Source organism: Rhizobium sp. NFR03 (genome assembly GCF_900111275.1).
Classification (GTDB): Bacteria; Pseudomonadota; Alphaproteobacteria; order Rhizobiales; family Rhizobiaceae; genus Ferranicluibacter.
On the sequence record NZ_FOGR01000009.1, the window covers coordinates 1 to 18,212 of the forward strand.

Sequence of the window (18,212 nt, forward strand, 5' to 3'; positions counted from 1 at the left end):
TCGCTTCTTTGAAACAAGACCAGCTGCACCATAAAGGTCATAGGCCTGCAAAAGCCGATGGACCTGACTTCGACTGAGATCAAGCTGCTCGGCAGCCTGGACGACGCTCAGGCGGTCGTCACGGATCTTCTGAATGACTTCGAGGCGATGCAATTCTTTCTGCGACATGGTGATCAAACAGGACATGACGACTCCAACCGCTCATGGTCTCGACCAAGCTCGAAGTCGTCATCCTTGCTCCCGACGTTGGCTTTGACCAGTGCATCAAGAGGCGAGGCTGTCGCATCTCTAACTGGCCCGACTGTCGCATTACTAAATAGCCGCTACACCCGCCAGATCAGATAAGCGTAATTATGGAACTAACGTCAGAGCAAGGTGCCTGATGATCCTCACAACGAGCCGACGCGGCTCCGACATCAGGAAAGGCTTGGCACCTGGCGCGCCTTGTCGCCTTTCAACATGCCGATCAGATTGACGAGTTTTCTGAGGGCAAGTTTACGTTTCACATGCTTCTTGTACGTTGAAATGAAAGGCTCCGGTTCGAAATGGCGGACATCCGATACTGCGATAAACCTCTTGTCGGCCGGAAGGTGCAACATGGCGCTGCCGAGGTGGTGGGACAGTGGCCTCTGGCGAAAGCGCGATCTCGTCGAGAACCACCGGCTGATCCAGCGGTGTTTTTCATCGCCGACGTCCGTCACCAGAATTTTTCCCTCATCGACCAGTCGGTCGATGGCTGCGGACACGATGATTTCATCGCCGACGTGATGCAGCGATCCGGTTAGCTGCTTGTATGCCGGCCACAGCTCTTCGAGCCGTTCGGACAATATTCCAAACGCCGAACGCGACCCGGCGATAAACTCGCCCCCATACCATTGCGTGGATGTCAGATCGGCAGCGGCGACGCGTTTCAGATCCGCAGAAACCAGCTTTTCTCCATATTCTTCCAGAACGGTTTCGGAGATATCGTATACAAAAAGCCGATCGTCCGTCCACGTGCTGAAATCGACCGGAGGCGGTGTGAGCATGACCACGTCATTATCGACCAGACCGACGAAATCCCCGAACGCACCGCTCCCGAGCTGACGGATGGCGTCGAGCTTGAAATGAGCGGCGTAGAAAGGAATGCCTTTCGGCACGTCGCGCGTGAAACTCGTGCCGACGGCAATTTCTCGCGCACCCGAGCGTCTGAGTTGCCCATTCACATATTCCGGCTGGTTGGTCAGGATTTCGACCTGAACGCCATTCCGATGGCAGCTTGCCAGCAGGTTCGACGCGCATCTCACGTAGACATCCCTGGAGGACAGCACTCCCCTTCCAATACTGGAATGCTGGGTCTCCTTTTCGTCGATATAGAGAACCGTGAACAATCTGAGATCACGGAGGTGCTGGTCTGGCATGGTTGCTCCTGACATTGACTCTGTAAATACAGGTTCTTGATTGATCGGTCGCTACTACGACGGAAGTGCGGATCGATGACGCGAGGGAAGAAGGGTGAAAGCGAGGATGGGAACGGCGAACAACGCCATGTGCACCCACACCATCAGAATCCAGTCCGTTTTATGGGATATGGCGTGCATCGCCGGAACCACGGAAAGGACGTAGACGAACTGACCCGCGAATTCTCCGGAATCCGCCGACGCGAAGATGCGCCGCAATATATAGGCCAGCAGGAAGAACTTGATGGCCCCGAAGTACCAGAAGGACTGGAAAGCGTCGGCCAGTCCTGTCTCCGTCGTCCCGAGAATGGGATTGTAGTCTTTTGCAACGGACGGCAACGGGATCATCAGATCGGCTTTGAATTTCGTTCCGAGAAGCTGTGCTGGGACGAACGAGAATATTATGTTGTTCCAGTGGGATAAGCCATAGTCGAACTGCATCGTCTCATTGGTATAGCTGACCCTATTGATGGCATTTCTGAATTCGTCGCCTCCTCTCGACAAGACCGCCGACGTGTTGCCGACCAGATCGATCTCGGTGATATCCTGCCATGTCAGGCCGCTGTCGCTTTTGCTGATGGCGCGGTACTCGCCGACGCTGTTCATCAGGAGCGTACCGAAAACCAGCCCGCATAAGGCCAGCGACCTCGGTATGGCCCGACCGCGATAGAACCACCACGCCAGCGCGAATATCATGAAGAGTTCGACCGTATCGGCCCGGCTCCCGCCGCGAACGATCCGGTCCGCGATGAAAGCGACGTCGAACGTCACGACAGCCAGTGCGGCAAGGGAAAAGCGGCGCACCAGACACAGGACCGAAATGGCCAGGCCGTAGACGAGCAGACGGGAGAAGAAGACGAAGATAACGGGAATGCCGGTCATCTGGACGGCGATGGTCAACTCGCTCGGCAGCCGGCTCAACGCGAAGTAGAAGTAGGCGCCGATCACGGAAAAACACATCGCGGCGAAGAGAAGCCGGGTTTCGCTGAACGTCCATTCCAGCAGTGCGAACGGTTTGGCACTGCGCGTCCACCCCAGCCAGCACATGGAAAGGCAGAGGATCATGAAGGCGACGGTTTTGATAAACGCCGCGTCGGGCACGAAATAGTCGTGCGCAAGCCCTGGGACCTGGACAAGGATGAAGGCGAACGTCACGGCTCCAATCTGGAATGGAAATTCGTAGATGCGGCTTTCCTTCGTCATGCCCCACGCCAAGAGCGCGAAGACGACAAGGAAAAGAAGGCCCGTCATCAAATCATTCATCGATAGCAACCTCGTTGGCCCGAGCCAATAAAGAGAGCCTGCCCGTCACGAGATCTGTAGGGATCGGCAGTCGGCGTTGCTGCGGATGCAGCTTATCCTCCTCGAATAATACGTCGCTTCTGGAAAAGACCAATTGAGCCGAAAGGGGTAGTCAACCGCTCCGGTTTTACGAACACACCCTAGCCGGCGGCAGGCCTGGCCCTCCGATCGACCTCAAATGCGCCCGGCGACGTCCGCGATCTCTTCTGCATTTTGCCCGAGGCCCCGAGGTGCCAGCGCAAAGGTCTCTGCTGCAAGGGCGGTGATGTAATCGGCAATCGGAATTGCCGAGGTTGCGGCGGGGGACGGGGCGTTGCAGACGTGGATCGTCCGGGAGGTCGTGCGAATGAGGAAATCGTGCACCATGCTGCCATCGCGCATCACAGCCTGCGCCCTGATGCCAGAGGGATGGGGCGTCAGGTCTTCCAGCTCCAGCGTCGGCAGGTATTTCCTGCAGGCCTTCAGATAGCGTGAGCGGAATGCGGAATTGGCGGTTTCGTCTATCCCGGATCTCATATGGCCGAAGCAGGTTCGCCAGAAGCCGGGAAACGCGACCATCGCCTTCATGTCCCGGATGTCCATGCCGAGCTTGCCGTATTTTTCCCGCGCCATCGACAGAACGGCGTTGGGGCCGACGGTCACATACCCACCGATCATACGCGTCAGATGAATGCCGAGAAACGGCAGGGTCGGGTCGGGGATCGGATAGATCAGATGCTTCACGACATCGTCATGGCGCGCGGCCAGCCGGTAATATTCGCCCTTGAACGGAACGATGGAAAAATCACCGCCGACGCCACACATTTCCGCCAGCCGGTCGGCCTGCAATCCGCCGCAGACGATGAGGTGACGGGCCTTGAGGGTGCGCCCGTCGATCAGGGAAACGCTGACGCAGCTTGCCTCTTCCTGGATATCGCCGACAGGCGAGGACGTATGAATGGTCCCGCCCCCGGCGACGAACAGTTCGGCCATTTTTCGCACGATTGCCGTATAGTCGGCGATGCCAGTGGATGCGCTGAGGATCGCGCCGATGCCCGATATGTTCGGTTCCCTCTCGCGCAGCGCGGTGGCATCGAGCCGTGGAAGATGCAGGCCGTTCTCGGCCGCGCGCCGATGCAGCGCGTCCATCCGCGTCATCTCTTCCGGCGAGGTCGCGACAAGCAGCTTTCCGCATTGCTCGAACGGCAGGCCATGCGCCTTGCAGAAGGCAATTGTCTCCGTAAGGCCACGGCGGGAGAACTCGGCCTTCATGCTGCCGGGGGCGTAGTAGATGCCTGCATGGATGACACCGCTGTTGCGCCCGGTCTGGTGCGCTGCCAGCCTGTCTTCCTTTTCGACCACGGCAATACCCATGCCCGGATAAGCCGCCTGTAGCCTGAAGGCGGTGGCTATTCCAACGATCCCGCCACCGATGATGATGATATCGAGCATATCGTCCTCCCGTCCAACCCGTCGACGGGTTTCTGAATGGCATGGGCCGGGCTGCCTGTCTCCGTGGTTTTTAAAAGGTAGCACCCATGCTTTGGTTGGGAAACGCCCGGAAGGATGCGCGTTACCGCTTACGGATATGTCGCCTCCAGCTGCCTTTTCGAGCGGCTCCCCTGCGCAAAGATGCCGTGGGATCGCGGATATACGACTTATGGTGGAGTTCCGGCGTCGCCTCCTCTCACTTTTGGCAAGCTGCCGTCTGTCCGTGCCTCCCTATACTGGGTCCCGGGCTCTCCAGACGGGCCAAGGGTCAAGACGCGAGGACACGATATGGCGGACAAGATTGCATTGATCATAGGGGTGACGGGACAGGACGGCGCCTATCTCAGCGAACTGCTGTTATCCAAGGGCTATATCGTCCATGGCCTGAAGCGGCGATCCTCCTCGTTCAATACCGGCCGGATCGATCATCTCTATGGCGATCCCCACCGCCCGGACACGCGGTTTCATCTCCACTTCGGCGATCTGACGGATGCAACCAATCTGTGCAGGGTCATTCAGGAAGTCTGCCCCGACGAGATCTACAATCTCGGCGCGCAGAGCCATGTTCAGGTCAGCTTCGAGACCCCGGAATATACGGCGAACTCGGATGCGCTCGGCGCGCTGCGGATCCTCGAGGCTATCAGGATCCTCGGTCTGGGAAAGACCTGCCGCTTCTATCAGGCATCCACGTCCGAGCTGTTCGGCGGTATGGGCGAAACGGCGCAGCACGAAAAAACCCCGTTCTATCCCCGGAGCCCCTACGCCGCCGCCAAGCTCTATGCCTACTGGATGACGGTCAATTACCGCGAGGCCTACGGTTTCCACGCCTCCAACGGCATCCTGTTCAACCATGAAAGTCCCCTGCGCGGAGAGACCTTCGTCACGCGCAAGATCACCCGCGGCGTTGCATCCATCGAACACGGCCTGGCGGACAAGCTGTTTCTCGGCAATCTCGACGTCAAGCGCGACTGGGGACATGCCCGCGACTACGTCGATGGCATGTGGCGTATCCTTCAGCAGGAAAAGCCCGACGATTTTGTTCTGGCAACCGGGGAAGCGCATACGGTGCGCGAATTCGTCGAACGCGCGTTCGGCGCGGTCGACAGGAAGATTACCTGGGAAGGCAAGGGGCTGGCCGAGGTCGGGATCGATGAGAAAAGCGGAAGGGCGCTGATCGAGATCGACCCGCGCTACTTCCGCCCGACGGAAGTCGAGTTTCTGCTGGGGGATCCGACCAAGGCCCGCCGCGAACTGAACTGGCATCACACGACGTCGTTTGACGATCTGGTTGCGGATATGGTCCAGTCGGACATGCGCCTCATCACCCGCGAGGAGGGTCGCAATGACATCTTTGCCTGAAACATACGACGGTGACTTCTGCCTGAAGGGGAAACGCGTCTGGGTGGCCGGCCACAAGGGCATGGTCGGATCGGCGCTGGTGCGGCGGCTGGAGCGGGAAGACTGCGAGATACTGACCGTCAGCCGACGCGAGGTAGACCTGACCCGCCAGTCCGACACCGAGCGCTGGATCGACCACGCCCGGCCCCACGTCATCCTTGTCGCGGCGGCGAAAGTCGGGGGGATCGTGGCCAATGCCACCTACCCCGCCGATTTTCTCTACATCAACACGATGATAGCGATGAACATCATGAAGGCAGCCGCCACGATCGGTACCGAGCGGCTGCTCTGGATGGGATCGAGCTGCATCTACCCCAAGCACGCGGCGCAGCCGATAGACGAGCGTGCCCTGTTGACGGGTCCGCTGGAACCGACCAACGAGCCCTACGCCATCGCAAAGATCGCCGCGCTCAAACTTGCTGAGGCCTACGCCCGGCAGCACGGCATCCATTCCATTTCCGTCATGCCGACGAACCTCTACGGGCAGAATGACAATTTCGACCCGGAGCTTTCCCACGTCATACCCGGAATGATCCTCAGGATGCATCGGGCGAAGACGACGAGAGCTGCCGCCGTCACGCTCTGGGGCAGCGGCACCCCTCTGCGGGAATTCCTGCATGCCGACGATCTCGCCGATGCCTGCATCTTTCTGGTGAAAAAGCATGCGGATGTGTCGCTCGTCAACATCGGATCGGGACACGAACTTTCCATCCGCGATCTGGCGCATCTGGTGGCAGACATCGTCGGTTACGAGGGAAATATAGTGTTCGATCCGGCAAAACCGGATGGCGCGCCGCGAAAGCTGCTCGACAGCTCTCGCCTTGCGGCAATGGGATGGGCGCCGAAGACGGACCTGCGAAGCGGTATCGAGGATCTCTATCGCCGCTGGCAATGCGAGGCGCAGATCGCAGCGGAATAAGGCTGCAGGCAGCCTGAGGAAAGGACGAGATGAGGTTTCCCGGTCGCAAAGGTCTGTTCCTATCCATCGGTCTGCTTGCCCTTCCCCTCTCGTGGGACGGGCATGCGCTCGCGCAGAACCGCGTCGATCCGGCCTCGTTCGGATTTCCGGTGCCGGTTCCCGAGCCGGCGTTGCCGGAGGGGGTGGATCGTTTCGATCCTCCGTTCCGGACGGCGGACAAGACGGCGCCGGCCATAGCGGAGATGTCCAGCACCGCCGACCGTGGCGAGGTCGTTTCCATGACCGGCGTCGATCTCCATGGTGGGACGACGTTCGAGGTGTTTTCGCAGGCGCCGCGTGCAGGCGATGGCGTGACCGTAACGGTCGCGCCTCTGGCGGCCAATGCGACAGCGGCCACCCTCGCGCTGCCGGAGGAGCTGGCGGCATGGTCGATGTATCTGCTCTGGCCCAGGCGTGAAGGCGCGCAGGGCGCGCCGCTTGCCATTAACCGGACGGAAGCGTGGTGGGTCGGGCCTGAAAAAGGAGCGCCGGGTGAACGGATTTCGATCTACGGCCGAAACCTCGCCACGTCGAACGGGACCAAGGCTTCTCATGTCTACCTGAAACCTGCCGGCGGGCCGGGCCTCTATCTGAAGCCCGTTGCGGTCAATCCCTTCAAGGTCGATGTGGATATTCCCGATCTGCCGGCGGGCACATACGACATCTGGATGCACAACGGCCATGGTGGCCGGTTCGGCTGGAGCGGGCCGCTGAAGCTCGATGTCGTCGCACGCTCGCGCTGGGCGATGCAGGAGGAGACGGTCGTGGATGTCGCGCGCTTCGGGGCGACGGCAGACGGTGTGACGGACGATACGGGCGCGATCATGCGCGCCTTGCAGGCAGCCGGGGCCGCGGCACCCGCGACATTATCCTTTGCGGCCGGCACCTATCTCGTTTCGGAGACGCTGGTCGCACCCGACGACGTGACATGGCTCGGCGCGGGAATGGACAGGACGGAGATCCGGCTTCGGACCCCGCTTGCAACGGCGATGATTGCGAGCACCGGACGCGATGCGCAGTTCCGGCATCTCACCTTCAATGCGGATGGCAGGATTGGACGGAGCCCGCTTCTCGTCCTCGGCTCGGCGCGCAATATCCGGCTGGATCATGTCCGGCTTGATGCCTGGGGTGCCGCCGCACTCGATGCGCAGGATGCGGACGGCCTTGTGATCCAGTCATCGGAACTGATCGAAGACGGATCGTTCTACGGAAACAGTCGGCAGGTGTTCCTGTCCGATAACCGCTTCAGAATGACGGGCGACGGCGAGTCCGTCGTTGCTCTGTGGGGCGGGCACGATTTTTCCATGACCGGAAACACGCTGACGAATGCGGATGAAAGCCGGGAGGACGGACACGGTATCGGCCGCTTCTTTGTTGCCCAGACCCATCGCGGCAGCATGCGAAACCTCTATTGGGGCGGAAACGTCTCGCGCAATGCCGGGCCGCGGGATTGCGAGAAGGTCGATTGCAACAAGGGCGAACAGATCTGCTTCGAGATATATGGCAGCCGGTTGATGACAACTGACCTCGTCGGCGCATCCGGCGCGGAGATCACGTTCCGGTCTCTCGCCGACATGCCGGAAGAGGTTCCCGGCGGCCGGGATCTGGTGATCGTCGGTGGCCGTGGCGCCGGCCAGCATCGGCACATCGTTTCAGGGTCCGGATCGACGGTGCGCCTCGAAAAACCGTGGACCGTGATGCCGGACGCAACGAGCCGGTTTGCCCTTGCGGCCATCGCCTCGCGCGCCGCCATCTATGACAACAGCTTCGAGGGCCGCGCGAGCTACAGCGCTCACGATTCGGATACGACAGGCGTGCTTCTCTATGGCAGCGTCTACGATGTGGTGGTGGACAGCAACCGCATCTCCCGCATGCGCCACGGCATGATGACGGTCGCACTGGATTCTACTCTCGGCCTCAGTCCCTATTTTCTGCAATATTCCAATAACCTCGTGGTGGACAGCAACAGCGGCCTCTATGTCGGCACGACGTTTGCCGCCGACGGCGTGGCGGGTGTCTGGGGCGGGCTCGGCAATGTCTATCGCAAGAACCGGTTCGAGCGGATCGCCTATATCGGGATCGAATACGAAACCTGGGATCACGACGGATCGGATTTTGCCGGCACGGTCTTCGACCGGAACAGCTTTTCCGACGTGCGCTTCGGCCTTGTGGACGGCTACAAGCTGATGTGGACTCATGACGGCCAGTTCAAGGCGGCACCCGGACACCGCCCCAAGCGGATCGACACCGTGCTCTATCACAACAGGTTCGAGCGAGGCACCCCCCGCTCTGACGGGAGCCGTGGTTTCGTGACGATGCATCCCGACAACAGCTGGGTGAACGTCGGCTCGACATGGGATGGTTTCGAAACCGGCAATACCGGCCCAGCTTCCTTGATTCCCGGCAAATAGGGCCGAAAACGTTAGCGAAGCGCCTGACGTGTGGGTGAAGATGCGGTGCGCTCGCCGGGACGGCGGGGAACGAGGTTGACGCGGACGACATCGCCGGACTGCAACGTCTCGTGCTCGTCGATCACGCTTTCGCGGTAGTCTCCATCGACGATGCGAACAAGGGTATATTCGGTATCGATGGTATTCTCCATGGCGCTGACACGCTTGGCGGCGAGTCCGATCTCGGCCATGGTCTGGCCGCTGAACGCCATTTTCTGCCGGAGGCGCAGCATGTCCAGCCGGATGTCGCGGATTTCGGTTGCGGCGGTGTTGTGGCGGTTGCTGGAAAGCTCCTGAAGCCGTCTCTCAACCTCGTTTCTGTTCTGCCGGGCGCGCGCGAGAAACGAGCCGAACTCCAGAAGCTGCTGGTTCATCGCCAGAAGGTCGCGCTTTCTTTCACGCAGGGCCGCCTGGGTCGCCGCGCCTTTCGCCACAAGCGCCTGCGCCGCCTCCACATCCTGACGGATCAGTTCGAACTGCTCGTTTCGAAGCTCGCCGGTCTTCGTCAGCGTCTCGATTTCTTCGGCATAGTTCTGTCGCTGGGTCTCCAGATTGACCTGCTCGTTTTTCAGCGCCTCCAGTCGAAGATTATAGATGCTGGTTTCGGCATTGACGATCTGCTGGACGGACGACGGGTCGCGGCCGGAAACGCTGCCGGCCTTCGCATCGAACGGCGTTTCGTTCAGTTCCGCCTCCAGCCGCGCCTGCCTGATCTCCATCCCGAGCATCTGGAGCGCCATGTCCTCGTATTCCTGCTGCGCCGCGATGAGTTGCACGCCCGACATATCCGTCCGCGTGGCGGCGTCCCGAAGGCCGCCTCCGAGCGCAAAAAGCTCGAGTGCGATCATTCCGGGCCGGAACTCGTATTTTCCGGGCTTCTGGATCTCTCCGACGATGAAGACAGGGGCATATTCCTTGACGGTAACGGCAACCGAAAGGTTGGGCACATGCACCGCAAGCGCCGTGCCGATGGTGTCGCCGATCTCGGCCGTGGTCTTGTCGGCCACATCGACGCTGCCGAGGATGGGATAGCCGATCGTGCCTTCCGCACCGACCGGGAAAACGCCGGTCAGACCGGTGTCGCCATAGACCCAGATCATCAGCACGTCGCCGGCGGCCACGCGGTGCGCGGAGGGGCCTTGCGCAAGGGCGGTGCCGTGCGGAAGTGCTGCCCCGAGCGCAATGCCGATCTTCAACATCGATATAAAACCCGAACGCCTGTTCATCTCGCTTCCCCTGCCAATACCGTTGGACGTGGTGACGGTTTCAGCTGGCGGCTGCCGGCCGTGTCGACAATGACGGAGCTTGCCGTCTTGTCCCGTCCACGCTTGCGCCGGCGAACGCCGTTCACCACCATTCCGACCACCTGTTCGCCATTGGCGCGCAGCCGGGCGACGGCATTTTCCAAGTTCTTCCTGTCCGCGCGCTCCCGGTCGACCACGAACGCCACGGCATCCGCCATGCCGGCAAGCCGCATCAGGTCCAGCTCATAGGTGGCGGAGGGGCAATCGATCAGCACCAGATCGTAGCGATGTCGCATCTCGGCGATCAGGGCCGCGAAGCTGTCCGCCCCGAGAATGAAATCGGGCGGCGTGGCCTGGCGTTCGGAGACGATCACATCGACCGGAGACAAGGGATCGTGGTGAATGACGTCGTCGAACGGCGTGGCGCCCTGCATGGCGCGTGCCAGATGGTAGGCGCTCTGGATGCCGAAGGCATCGCCGATGGAGGGGTCCCGCAGGTTGGCGTCGATCACCAGCACGTTCAGCCCGCTCGACGCAAGCGAACGCGCAAGGTTGGTGACGACGAAGGTCTTACCTTCGCCGTCCACGGAGGACGTGAAGGCGATGACCTGGCTCCGGCCGTTCGCCTTTGCCTGATTGAGCTGGATGGACGTCTGGATGTCGGCGACCGCGCAATGGAAGTCGGCGGCCGATCCGCTGAACATGCCGGGTCCGGCCTTGATCTCGCCGGTCCGCATGCGCGGCACGCGCCCGATCACGGCAAGGCCCGTCTGCTGCTGGAGCGTGCCGATGGAGCCGACGGACCTGCTGTTGACCCCCATCAGAAGTGCTGCGCCCGCGCCCGATATCGTGCCGAGCAGCAGCGCGCCGAGCGCCCACAGCATCCGGTCGGGGCTGGTGGGCTTCGTGCCAGGCATGGCTTGTGTGATGATCCTTGCCTCGGCGGTGGCGATACCGTCCTGTTCGATCATCTGCTTGTAGCGGGCAAGATAGGTCTCGTAGATCGAGCGGTTGGCGTTGGCCTCGCGCTCCAGCTGACCGGCATGGACCGTTGCAATGCTGGCCGCCGACATGGCGCGCTGGACCTCCTGAAGGTTCGCGTAGACTTCGCGCTGCTGCTTCTGGTTGATGTCGATCTCGTTGCGAAGGCTTGAAACGATCTGCGAGACTTCCTCGCCGATCTGCGTCTTGAGGGACGCGAGCTGGGATTCGAGCTGCGGGCGCTGGGGGTTCATCCGGGCGCCGCTCTGGTTGATGTCGGCGATGACGCGGATGACGCGCGCCTCTTCGGCTCGCAGAAGCTGGATGGCGGGCGAGGACAGAACCTCGACCAGACCCACACCTTCCCCGGTTCGCAGGACCTCGGTGGCCGTGGCCAGCCGCGCCCTGGTTCCTGCAAGGCGCGCCTGCAATGCCGTCAGTTCGGTGTTGAGGCCTGACAGCTGCTGGGCCTGAAGGCTCGTGCCGCCGGTGTTGACCAGCCCTTCCTTCTCGCGGAATTCGGCGGCGCCGCGCTCGGATTGCTCCAGCTTCTTCTGGAGGCTGACCAGACGTTCGCCCAGCCATTCGCTCACGCGTCGGGTCGCCGTTGTCTGAAGGTCGATCTGGTAGTCGATGTAGGCTGCGGCAAACCCATTGGCGATGGTCGCGGCCAGAACCGGATCCGTTGCCGTGTAGGAAATATAGATCGTGTAGGAACGGCCGTCGTTTATCACGCGGACATTGTTCAGAATCTCGTCGATTGCTTTCCTGTACACGTCCGGATTGCCGCCGGCCACGATCCGGTCGTTCTTGCCGCCGGTGTCGATAGCGGACGGTCCGAGCCGCAGATTCGCATAGACCCGCTCGGCCATCGACCGGGACCCGATGATATCGATTTCCGTGCGCAGGACCGGGCTTTCCTGTGGAAGCGGAGACATCACGGACTCGCTCGGAAGCGCCTGAAGCTTGCGGACGTCGAGGGCGACCACGGCCTCGGAATGATAGCGTTTGGGCGCGCGCGCAAAGCCGATGGCCGCGACCAAGGCGCTGAGGAGGAGGCAGGCCGTAAAAACGGCCCGGTGCTGCCAGATAAGTGTGACAAGACGGGACAGGCCCTCTTGCGCGGTCGATGTCTGCTCGGTTTTCCTGATCATGCTCTTCCCGCCGAAACCTGTGTTGCTGGACATCTCCGGCTGGCCATCATCTCTGGGTGGCCATGGAACCGATCTTGCAGGCGACCTCGGTCCTGTTGGTCGCGCCGAGCTTCTTCATGATGTTGCGGATGTGAACCTTGATCGTGCTCTCGCAGAGGTTCAGCTCATGCGCGATGTCCTTGTTCGCCTTGCCGCACCGGAGGGCTTCGGCCACGGCCGACTGGCGATCCGTGAATGCGAGCGCCGACAGGGATTTCTGCTCCGACAGACCAAGCAGATCCCGAACGCCGAGGAGGCTGCTGACGGGGATGAAGCGCCCGCCGGCAATGGCAAGGCTGATGGCCTGAATGCAGACCTCGATGGAGACGCTGCTGGGGATATAGCCGCGGACGCCGAGCGCGATGATGTCCAGAATGACGTTGATGTCCTGATTGTCGGACAGGATGACCACGGCGGCCGGGGACATGGCATTGACCAGCTCGGAGATCTCGGCCACGAGCTGCTGCGGCGCGATGGCCGCATTGCCCGCATTGAACAGCACCGCCGACGGCGCGCCGACCGTGCGGCTGGCCGCCCGCCATTCGCCAAGGCTGGAGAAGGTCAGTACCTTTCGGTCGATCCGGTGATATTCCAGACTATGGGAAAGGCATTCCCGTTCCAGCACCCGCTTGTCGATCAGCGCGACGTAGCCGGCATCGGTTTGCGGAGCGGCGTCGTGATCGCCGTCGTCAATACGGGCGAGAAGAGAAGGATCGAACTGCATCGAATTGATAGCAGGCATTGTAATGTGCGAACGGGCGATCTCGACACTCATTGGAATGAACTCCGCAAGTCATCTGACGGGAAAGATTCTGGGTGGAGGGTATCTGCCGCGCCCGCAAGGATGGCTTATGCGAGCGTCATCTTTCGAACGGTGAAGGCCTCGGCGAAGCGGGCCGGAGCCCGGCATTCGACGCCCCGCAGACGCGCGAGACCCCGGAACGTTTCCGCATCGAACCAGTCCTTGGACCTTTGGGTGCCGAAGTGATCGAGAAGGAGAGCAACCTTGGTGTCGAGCGCATGCTCGCTGAGAGGCACGTAGATGTTGGGCTTCCCGAGGTCCCCGTCCCATTTGGGGATCTCGTATTCCATGATCAGGTGATCGCGGAACACGTTGCTCGTCAGCTGGCTTATTTCGCGGTGATCCTGATGTGCATCGTCGCGGGCATGGGTGAAGATGAGGTCGGGATTGCATCTGTCGCGCAGAGCGAGCAGCCACGCCTTGATTTCGCGGCTCTGGCTCGGAAAAAGGCTGTCGTCGAAATTGCCGAACGCGATGGACGAGGAGGCGGCTCCCATGAGGAACGCCGCCGCCGAATCCTGAGCCTCCGCCACACGCTGGTTTCCAGCGCTCAGAACGCACCAGGTGACGTCGAGGAGGACGCCGCGGGCGATCAGGTCCAGGATCGTTCCCCCCGCCCCGATCTCGATGTCATCGGAATGCGCGCCAAGGCAGAGGATCGACAGGCGCTCTCCCGGTGAGGCGACCAGCAGCGGTTTCATGGCAGCGTCACCGATGCCGTCACGCTCGTGCCGGTCGTGGACACGCGGCTCATCCATGGCATGTCGCCGCGCTCGACCATCGCCTCCAGCGTCTGCCAGTCGCGCAACGTGTCCATGGACCGCCAGAAGCCTTCATGCTTGTAGGCCATCAGCTTGTCGTCGGCGATCAGCCTGGTGAAGGGCTCGAGAACCAGCTCCTCCCCTTCCCGCATATAATCGAAGATCTCGTTGCGCATGATGAAGAAGCCGGCATTGATCCACATGTCGGAGGTTTCCGACGAACGGAACTCCCTGACGCGCCCGGAAGGGTCGATGTCCGCCAGGTGGTAGGTCAGTGGCGGCCGGACGGCGAGGAAGCAGGCGAGCTTGTCGCTGGCACGGAACGTCTCGATCATGTCGTCGAGATCGACGTCCGTCAGTCCGTCGCTGTAGTTCGCAAGGAAGATCTCCTCGTCGCGAACCTGGTCGCGGACGGCCCACAGCCGCTCCCCGATATTGCGCCAGATGCCGGTATCGATCAGCGCGACGCGCCAGTCCCTGGTCGGCGCCTTCATCATTTCCACATGGCCGGAGCCGGAAACGATGCAGTCGGCGTAGGTTTCGGGTTTGCTATTGAGGAAGAAGTCCTTGATGACATTGGCTTTGTAGCCAAGGCAAAGGATGAAGTCCTCATGGCCGTAGCCGGCGTAATACTGCATGACGTGGCGCATGATCGGCTGAGAGCCGAGGGGGATCAGCGGCTTCGGCACGCTTTCGGAATATTCCCGGATACGGGTGCCGCGGCCGCCGCAGAACAGAACGACTTTCATGATGCCAGCTCCTTCGGGTCGATTTCAGCCACATGCGGTATCGGGACGATGAATTTACCGCCCCAGTCGCCGATAACCTTCATCTGCGCGACGATCTCCGTCTTGAGGTTCCAGGGCAGGATGAGCACATAGTCGGGCCGCGCCCGTGCAAGCTCCTCGACCGGCCTGATCGGGATATGCATGCCGGGGGTGAAACGGCCGTGCTTGTAGGGATTGCGATCCACGGCGAAATCGATGAAGTCGGTGCCGATGGCGCAATAGTTCAGCAGCGTGTTGCCCTTGCCGGGTGCACCATAGGCGCAGATCGATTTTCCGGCGGTCTTCAGCCCGATCAGGAAGGACAGGAGATCCTTCTTGCTCCGGCGAGCCGCGATCCCGAATGCGGTGTAGGTCTCGAGCGCATCGAGCCCGGCGGCCTTCTCCTGTTCGAGCAGCAGATCGACACGCGCCTCGCGCGCCAGCGGGTTGCGCTCATGAGCCAGATAGACGCGCAGGGAGCCGCCATGGGTAGGAAGCTGATCGACGTCGAACACCTTCAGTCCATGGCGGGCCGCCATCTTCTCGATCGTCAGCAGCGAGAAGTAGGAAAAGTGCTCGTGGTAGATCGTATCGTACTGGCTTTCCGCGATCAGCTTGGCGACATGCGGGAACTCCAGCGTGATCACGCCGTGCTCCTTCAGAAGCAGGGTCATCCCCGCGACGAAGTCGTTGAGATCCGGCACCTGTGCCAGCACATTGTTGCCGATGATCAGGTCGGCCTGATCGCCGTTCGAGACCATTTCGCCCGCAAGAACCGTCCCGAAGAACTGGGTGATGGTGGGGATGCCCTTGTCGATGGCGACCTGCGCCACGTTGATCGCGGGCTCGATGCCGAGGATCGGGATGCCGTCCGCCAGCATGTGTTGCAGCAGGTATCCGTCATTGCTCGCAAGTTCGACGACGAAGCTCTGCGAGCCGAGCGAGAAGCGCGGGATGACGGCGTCGCAGTAGCTTTTGGCATGGGCGACCCAGCTGTCGGAATAGGACGAGAAGTACGCGTACTCCTCGAAGATATTCTCCGGCGAAACATGTTCCGGCAGTTGCACGAGGAAGCACGCCTCGCAGACGAAGGCATGCAGGGGATAGTAGCTTTCCATGCTGTCGATGGCGTCGGCCGTCAGGAAACTCTCGCAGGGCGGTGACATGCCGAGATCGACAAACGTGTGGTGAAGCGGCTCATCGCAAAGGCGGCATCGCCTTGTTTGCATTATTTTCTCTTTCGTCTTTCCGAAATCCGCTCTCACATCCATGTGACATCCCCCGGTTTTACTTGTCTTGAAAAGCCAGCCTTTGTTGTGAAATCAGGCTAGTACGAACAACCGGAACGGGCGAGGGTGATTAGAGGCTTAGGCTTTCATCCAAAAGCCGTACCCCATACGCTCCTTTTCCGCGCTTCTACCTATAGCTTTACTCCTGCCGGCAAATAGACGGATGGCCGTGACGCATCGGACATGTTCCGGGTGTTCAAAGCGACCAATGTCGGTGTTTTCAACGAGCCGCCAATCGCGGAATGTCGGCTTGTCCGACGGCTTGAAACGGGGGGTAATCGATGATTTTTACCGAAACGCGAATCACCGGTCTCTGGATCGTGCAGCCTGAAAAAATTGAGGATTATCGGGGATCTTTCGCGCGCACGTTCTGCGCCGCCGACTTTGCCGCCCGCGGTTTGCCGCACAGCTTCGTCCAGCACAGCATGTCGATATCGACGCGGAAGCATACGCTGCGTGGCCTGCATTTCCAGAAGCCTCCTCATGGGGAGGTCAAGCTCGTCTCATGCGTGCGGGGTGCGATCTGGGACGTCGCCGTGGATCTGCGCCGCCGTTCCCCGACCTATCTTGCCTGGGTGTCCACGGTCCTGTCGCAGGAGAACGGCGCGCAGTTTCTCATACCCGAGGGCTTTGCTCACGGCTTCCTGTCGCTGACGGAGGATGTCGCCGTCGCCTATATGATCTCGGCGCCCCATGTTCCCGACAGCGCCGGCGGCTTGCGCTACGACGATCCGGCCATCGGCATCGAATGGCCGGCGCTGCCGTCCGTCCTGTCGTCCCGCGATCTCGACTGGCCGCCGCTGGAGCGTCCCGTACCGGTATGACGCTACTGTCTGGAGAAGCCGAGATTTGCGACGAGGCCCACGGTCTGAAGCGCTTTTGCGGCGGCAGTGATCTCGGTGAAGGGCATGCCCGACCTTTCCGAAATGTCGAGCAGCGAGTGCGCCCCATCGGCCAGATTGAGCACCCAGAGATAGGCCATCACACGGTCGCTATTGGTCTTGTGACCGCCCATCGGCGAGAACAGCCCGTATCGCCCCAGCTGCGGCTCCCCCTTTGGCGAAAGGTTGAGCGGTGTCCAGTTGGTTTCCAGGATCTGCAAAATGTCCTGAACCAGCCTGAAGGACGACCCGAGATGCTCCGGGCGAATGAAATCGAGATCGTCGGCGGACGTGTGATATTGCGGAAACGTGCCGAAGGCGCTCCTTTGCAACAGCCCGACCGGCAGGTCGAAGCCGGGAGAGCAGAACTGGCGCTCGTCGTAACCGTAGGGAATGAAGTCGTGCAACGTCGGGGAAACATCATCCGCACCGCAGCGCACGCAGGCCGCCGCGCGGTCGATCATCGTTTGACCGTTGCGGCTGCGTTTGTAGTTCGGGCCGCCGCCATCCCCGACGCAGGAGAGCACCAGCCCGTGTCTGATCCTGCCCAGCCCCGCTTCGTTGCGTTGCAGCCAGGCCAGCGATCCGATGGTTCCCGGCGCAAAGACGAAGCGGTAGCTGAAATGGGTGGCCACCGACCGCATGCTTTCCGCCAGACAGGCCAGGAGCGCGAGGCCCGAGCAATTGTCATTGGCAAGGCTCGGGTGACAGATGTGGGCATAGAGCAGCACCTCGTCTTCGACCTCGCCCCGATGCAGATGCTCGGCATATGAAAGGTGTCCCGGCACCTTTTCGGTGTCGATGAAGACCTCGTAATCGCCATCCTCCAGCGTCGTCAGCTGATCGTGCCGCATGCAGAAGCCCCAGGCGTCCGTGTAATATGCTGTTTTGTAGGGGATGACGTGCGGCTGGTCTGGCAGCGTATGAAGGTGCGGTTTCAGCTCTTCGAGCGACATGCGCGCCTTCATCGGCGTGCTGTAGTTGACGACATGGAGATTGTGGTCGGCGAAATCGAGGATCTTTTGTCCGTTTGCATCCCTGAGGCTTGCGCCGCGAACGATCCATTCCGGGGGCACGATCCAGTCGAACACCTTCGTTCCCGAGGGGACCCGGTGCACATCGAGATCGATATGCTCCCTGAGAATGTCGATCGTATCCAGAACCCCCTGCCCCGTTATGCTGCGGCAGATCGGATAGAGGCGAGCGGCCAGCGCGTGGATGGCCGTGCCCATGTCCTGCGTTCCGGACGAAGCGGGCGCCACGCTTGTGAGATCCAT

At 61.0% G+C, this 18,212-nt stretch carries 15 protein-coding genes; 4 read left to right on the forward strand and 11 right to left on the reverse strand.

The genetic code is table 11. From position 1 onward, the window contains the following. The 4 genes from BSG19_RS20970 to lhgO all read right to left on the reverse strand — a co-directional run. A partial coding sequence (locus BSG19_RS20970) for a helix-turn-helix domain-containing protein (RefSeq protein WP_139274771.1) occupies positions 1 to 186 on the reverse strand: 186 nt, incomplete at its 3' end. A 230-nt stretch (positions 187 to 416) separates the two neighbouring features. After that, positions 417 to 1,400 (reverse strand): hypothetical protein, encoded by a 984-nt coding sequence (locus tag BSG19_RS20975; protein ID WP_092989981.1) that lies wholly within the window; start codon positions 1,398 to 1,400, stop codon positions 417 to 419. A 54-nt stretch (positions 1,401 to 1,454) separates the two neighbouring features. Continuing rightward, positions 1,455 to 2,690 (reverse strand): hypothetical protein, encoded by a 1,236-nt coding sequence (locus BSG19_RS20980; protein ID WP_244529359.1) that lies wholly within the window; start codon positions 2,688 to 2,690, stop codon positions 1,455 to 1,457. Between the two features lie 225 nt (positions 2,691 to 2,915). Next, a complete protein-coding gene (gene lhgO, locus BSG19_RS20985) occupies positions 2,916 to 4,172 on the reverse strand; it encodes an L-2-hydroxyglutarate oxidase (RefSeq protein WP_092989983.1) in 1,257 nt (418 codons plus the stop codon). Between the two features lie 327 nt (positions 4,173 to 4,499). On the opposite strand from lhgO, the gene gmd reads away from it, so the two are divergent. Genes gmd through BSG19_RS21000 form a run of 3 tightly spaced genes read left to right on the forward strand, consistent with a single transcriptional unit; the run spans position 4,500 to position 8,978 of the window. Continuing rightward, a complete protein-coding gene (gmd, locus tag BSG19_RS20990; RefSeq protein ID WP_092989984.1) occupies positions 4,500 to 5,570 on the forward strand; it encodes a GDP-mannose 4,6-dehydratase in 1,071 nt (356 codons plus the stop codon). Further along, entirely contained in the window at positions 5,554 to 6,528 is a 975-nt protein-coding gene (locus tag BSG19_RS20995) for a GDP-L-fucose synthase family protein (RefSeq protein ID WP_092989985.1), read from the forward strand. Before gmd ends, BSG19_RS20995 begins: the two co-directional genes overlap by 17 nt. Before the next feature lie 29 nt (positions 6,529 to 6,557). Continuing rightward, positions 6,558 to 8,978, forward strand: coding sequence for a glycosyl hydrolase family 28-related protein (locus BSG19_RS21000; protein WP_092989986.1), 2,421 nt, complete (start codon positions 6,558 to 6,560; stop codon positions 8,976 to 8,978). Positions 8,979 to 8,989: 11 nt separating this feature from the next. On the opposite strand, the gene BSG19_RS21005 is transcribed toward BSG19_RS21000, so the two are convergent. The 6 genes from BSG19_RS21005 to BSG19_RS21030 all read right to left on the reverse strand — a co-directional run bounded on the left by BSG19_RS21005 (position 8,990) and on the right by BSG19_RS21030 (position 16,036). Next, positions 8,990 to 10,243 carry a polysaccharide biosynthesis/export family protein gene (locus tag BSG19_RS21005; protein ID WP_244529360.1) on the reverse strand — a complete coding sequence of 418 codons (1,254 nt, stop codon included), beginning with the start codon at positions 10,241 to 10,243 and terminating at the stop codon, positions 8,990 to 8,992. Further along, positions 10,240 to 12,396, reverse strand: coding sequence for a GumC family protein (locus tag BSG19_RS21010; RefSeq protein ID WP_092990112.1), 2,157 nt, complete (start codon positions 12,394 to 12,396; stop codon positions 10,240 to 10,242). The genes BSG19_RS21005 and BSG19_RS21010 overlap by 4 nt, the downstream gene beginning before the upstream one ends. Positions 12,397 to 12,442: 46 nt before the next feature. Further along, positions 12,443 to 13,210, reverse strand: a complete 768-nt coding sequence (locus BSG19_RS21015; RefSeq protein WP_244529361.1) for a response regulator transcription factor — start codon at positions 13,208 to 13,210, stop codon at positions 12,443 to 12,445. 74 nt (positions 13,211 to 13,284) lie between these two features. After that, positions 13,285 to 13,938 (reverse strand): PIG-L deacetylase family protein, encoded by a 654-nt coding sequence (locus BSG19_RS21020; protein WP_170866071.1) that lies wholly within the window; start codon positions 13,936 to 13,938, stop codon positions 13,285 to 13,287. Continuing rightward, positions 13,935 to 14,747 (reverse strand): sugar phosphate nucleotidyltransferase, encoded by an 813-nt coding sequence (locus BSG19_RS21025; RefSeq protein WP_092989988.1) that lies wholly within the window; start codon positions 14,745 to 14,747, stop codon positions 13,935 to 13,937. Before BSG19_RS21025 ends, BSG19_RS21020 begins: the two co-directional genes overlap by 4 nt. Next, on the reverse strand, positions 14,744 to 16,036 hold the full coding sequence (locus BSG19_RS21030) for a class I SAM-dependent methyltransferase (RefSeq protein WP_092989989.1): 1,293 nt from the start codon (positions 16,034 to 16,036) through the stop codon (positions 14,744 to 14,746). Before BSG19_RS21030 ends, BSG19_RS21025 begins: the two co-directional genes overlap by 4 nt. Before the next feature lie 299 nt (positions 16,037 to 16,335). Here BSG19_RS21030 and rfbC point away from each other — a divergent pair, with 299 nt between their 5' ends. Continuing rightward, positions 16,336 to 16,878, forward strand: coding sequence for a dTDP-4-dehydrorhamnose 3,5-epimerase (rfbC, locus tag BSG19_RS21035; protein WP_092989990.1), 543 nt, complete (start codon positions 16,336 to 16,338; stop codon positions 16,876 to 16,878). A gap of 2 nt (positions 16,879 to 16,880) precedes the next feature. On the opposite strand, the gene BSG19_RS21040 is transcribed toward rfbC, so the two are convergent. Beyond that, positions 16,881 to 18,212, reverse strand: a complete 1,332-nt coding sequence (locus BSG19_RS21040) for a DUF4910 domain-containing protein (protein ID WP_092989991.1) — start codon at positions 18,210 to 18,212, stop codon at positions 16,881 to 16,883.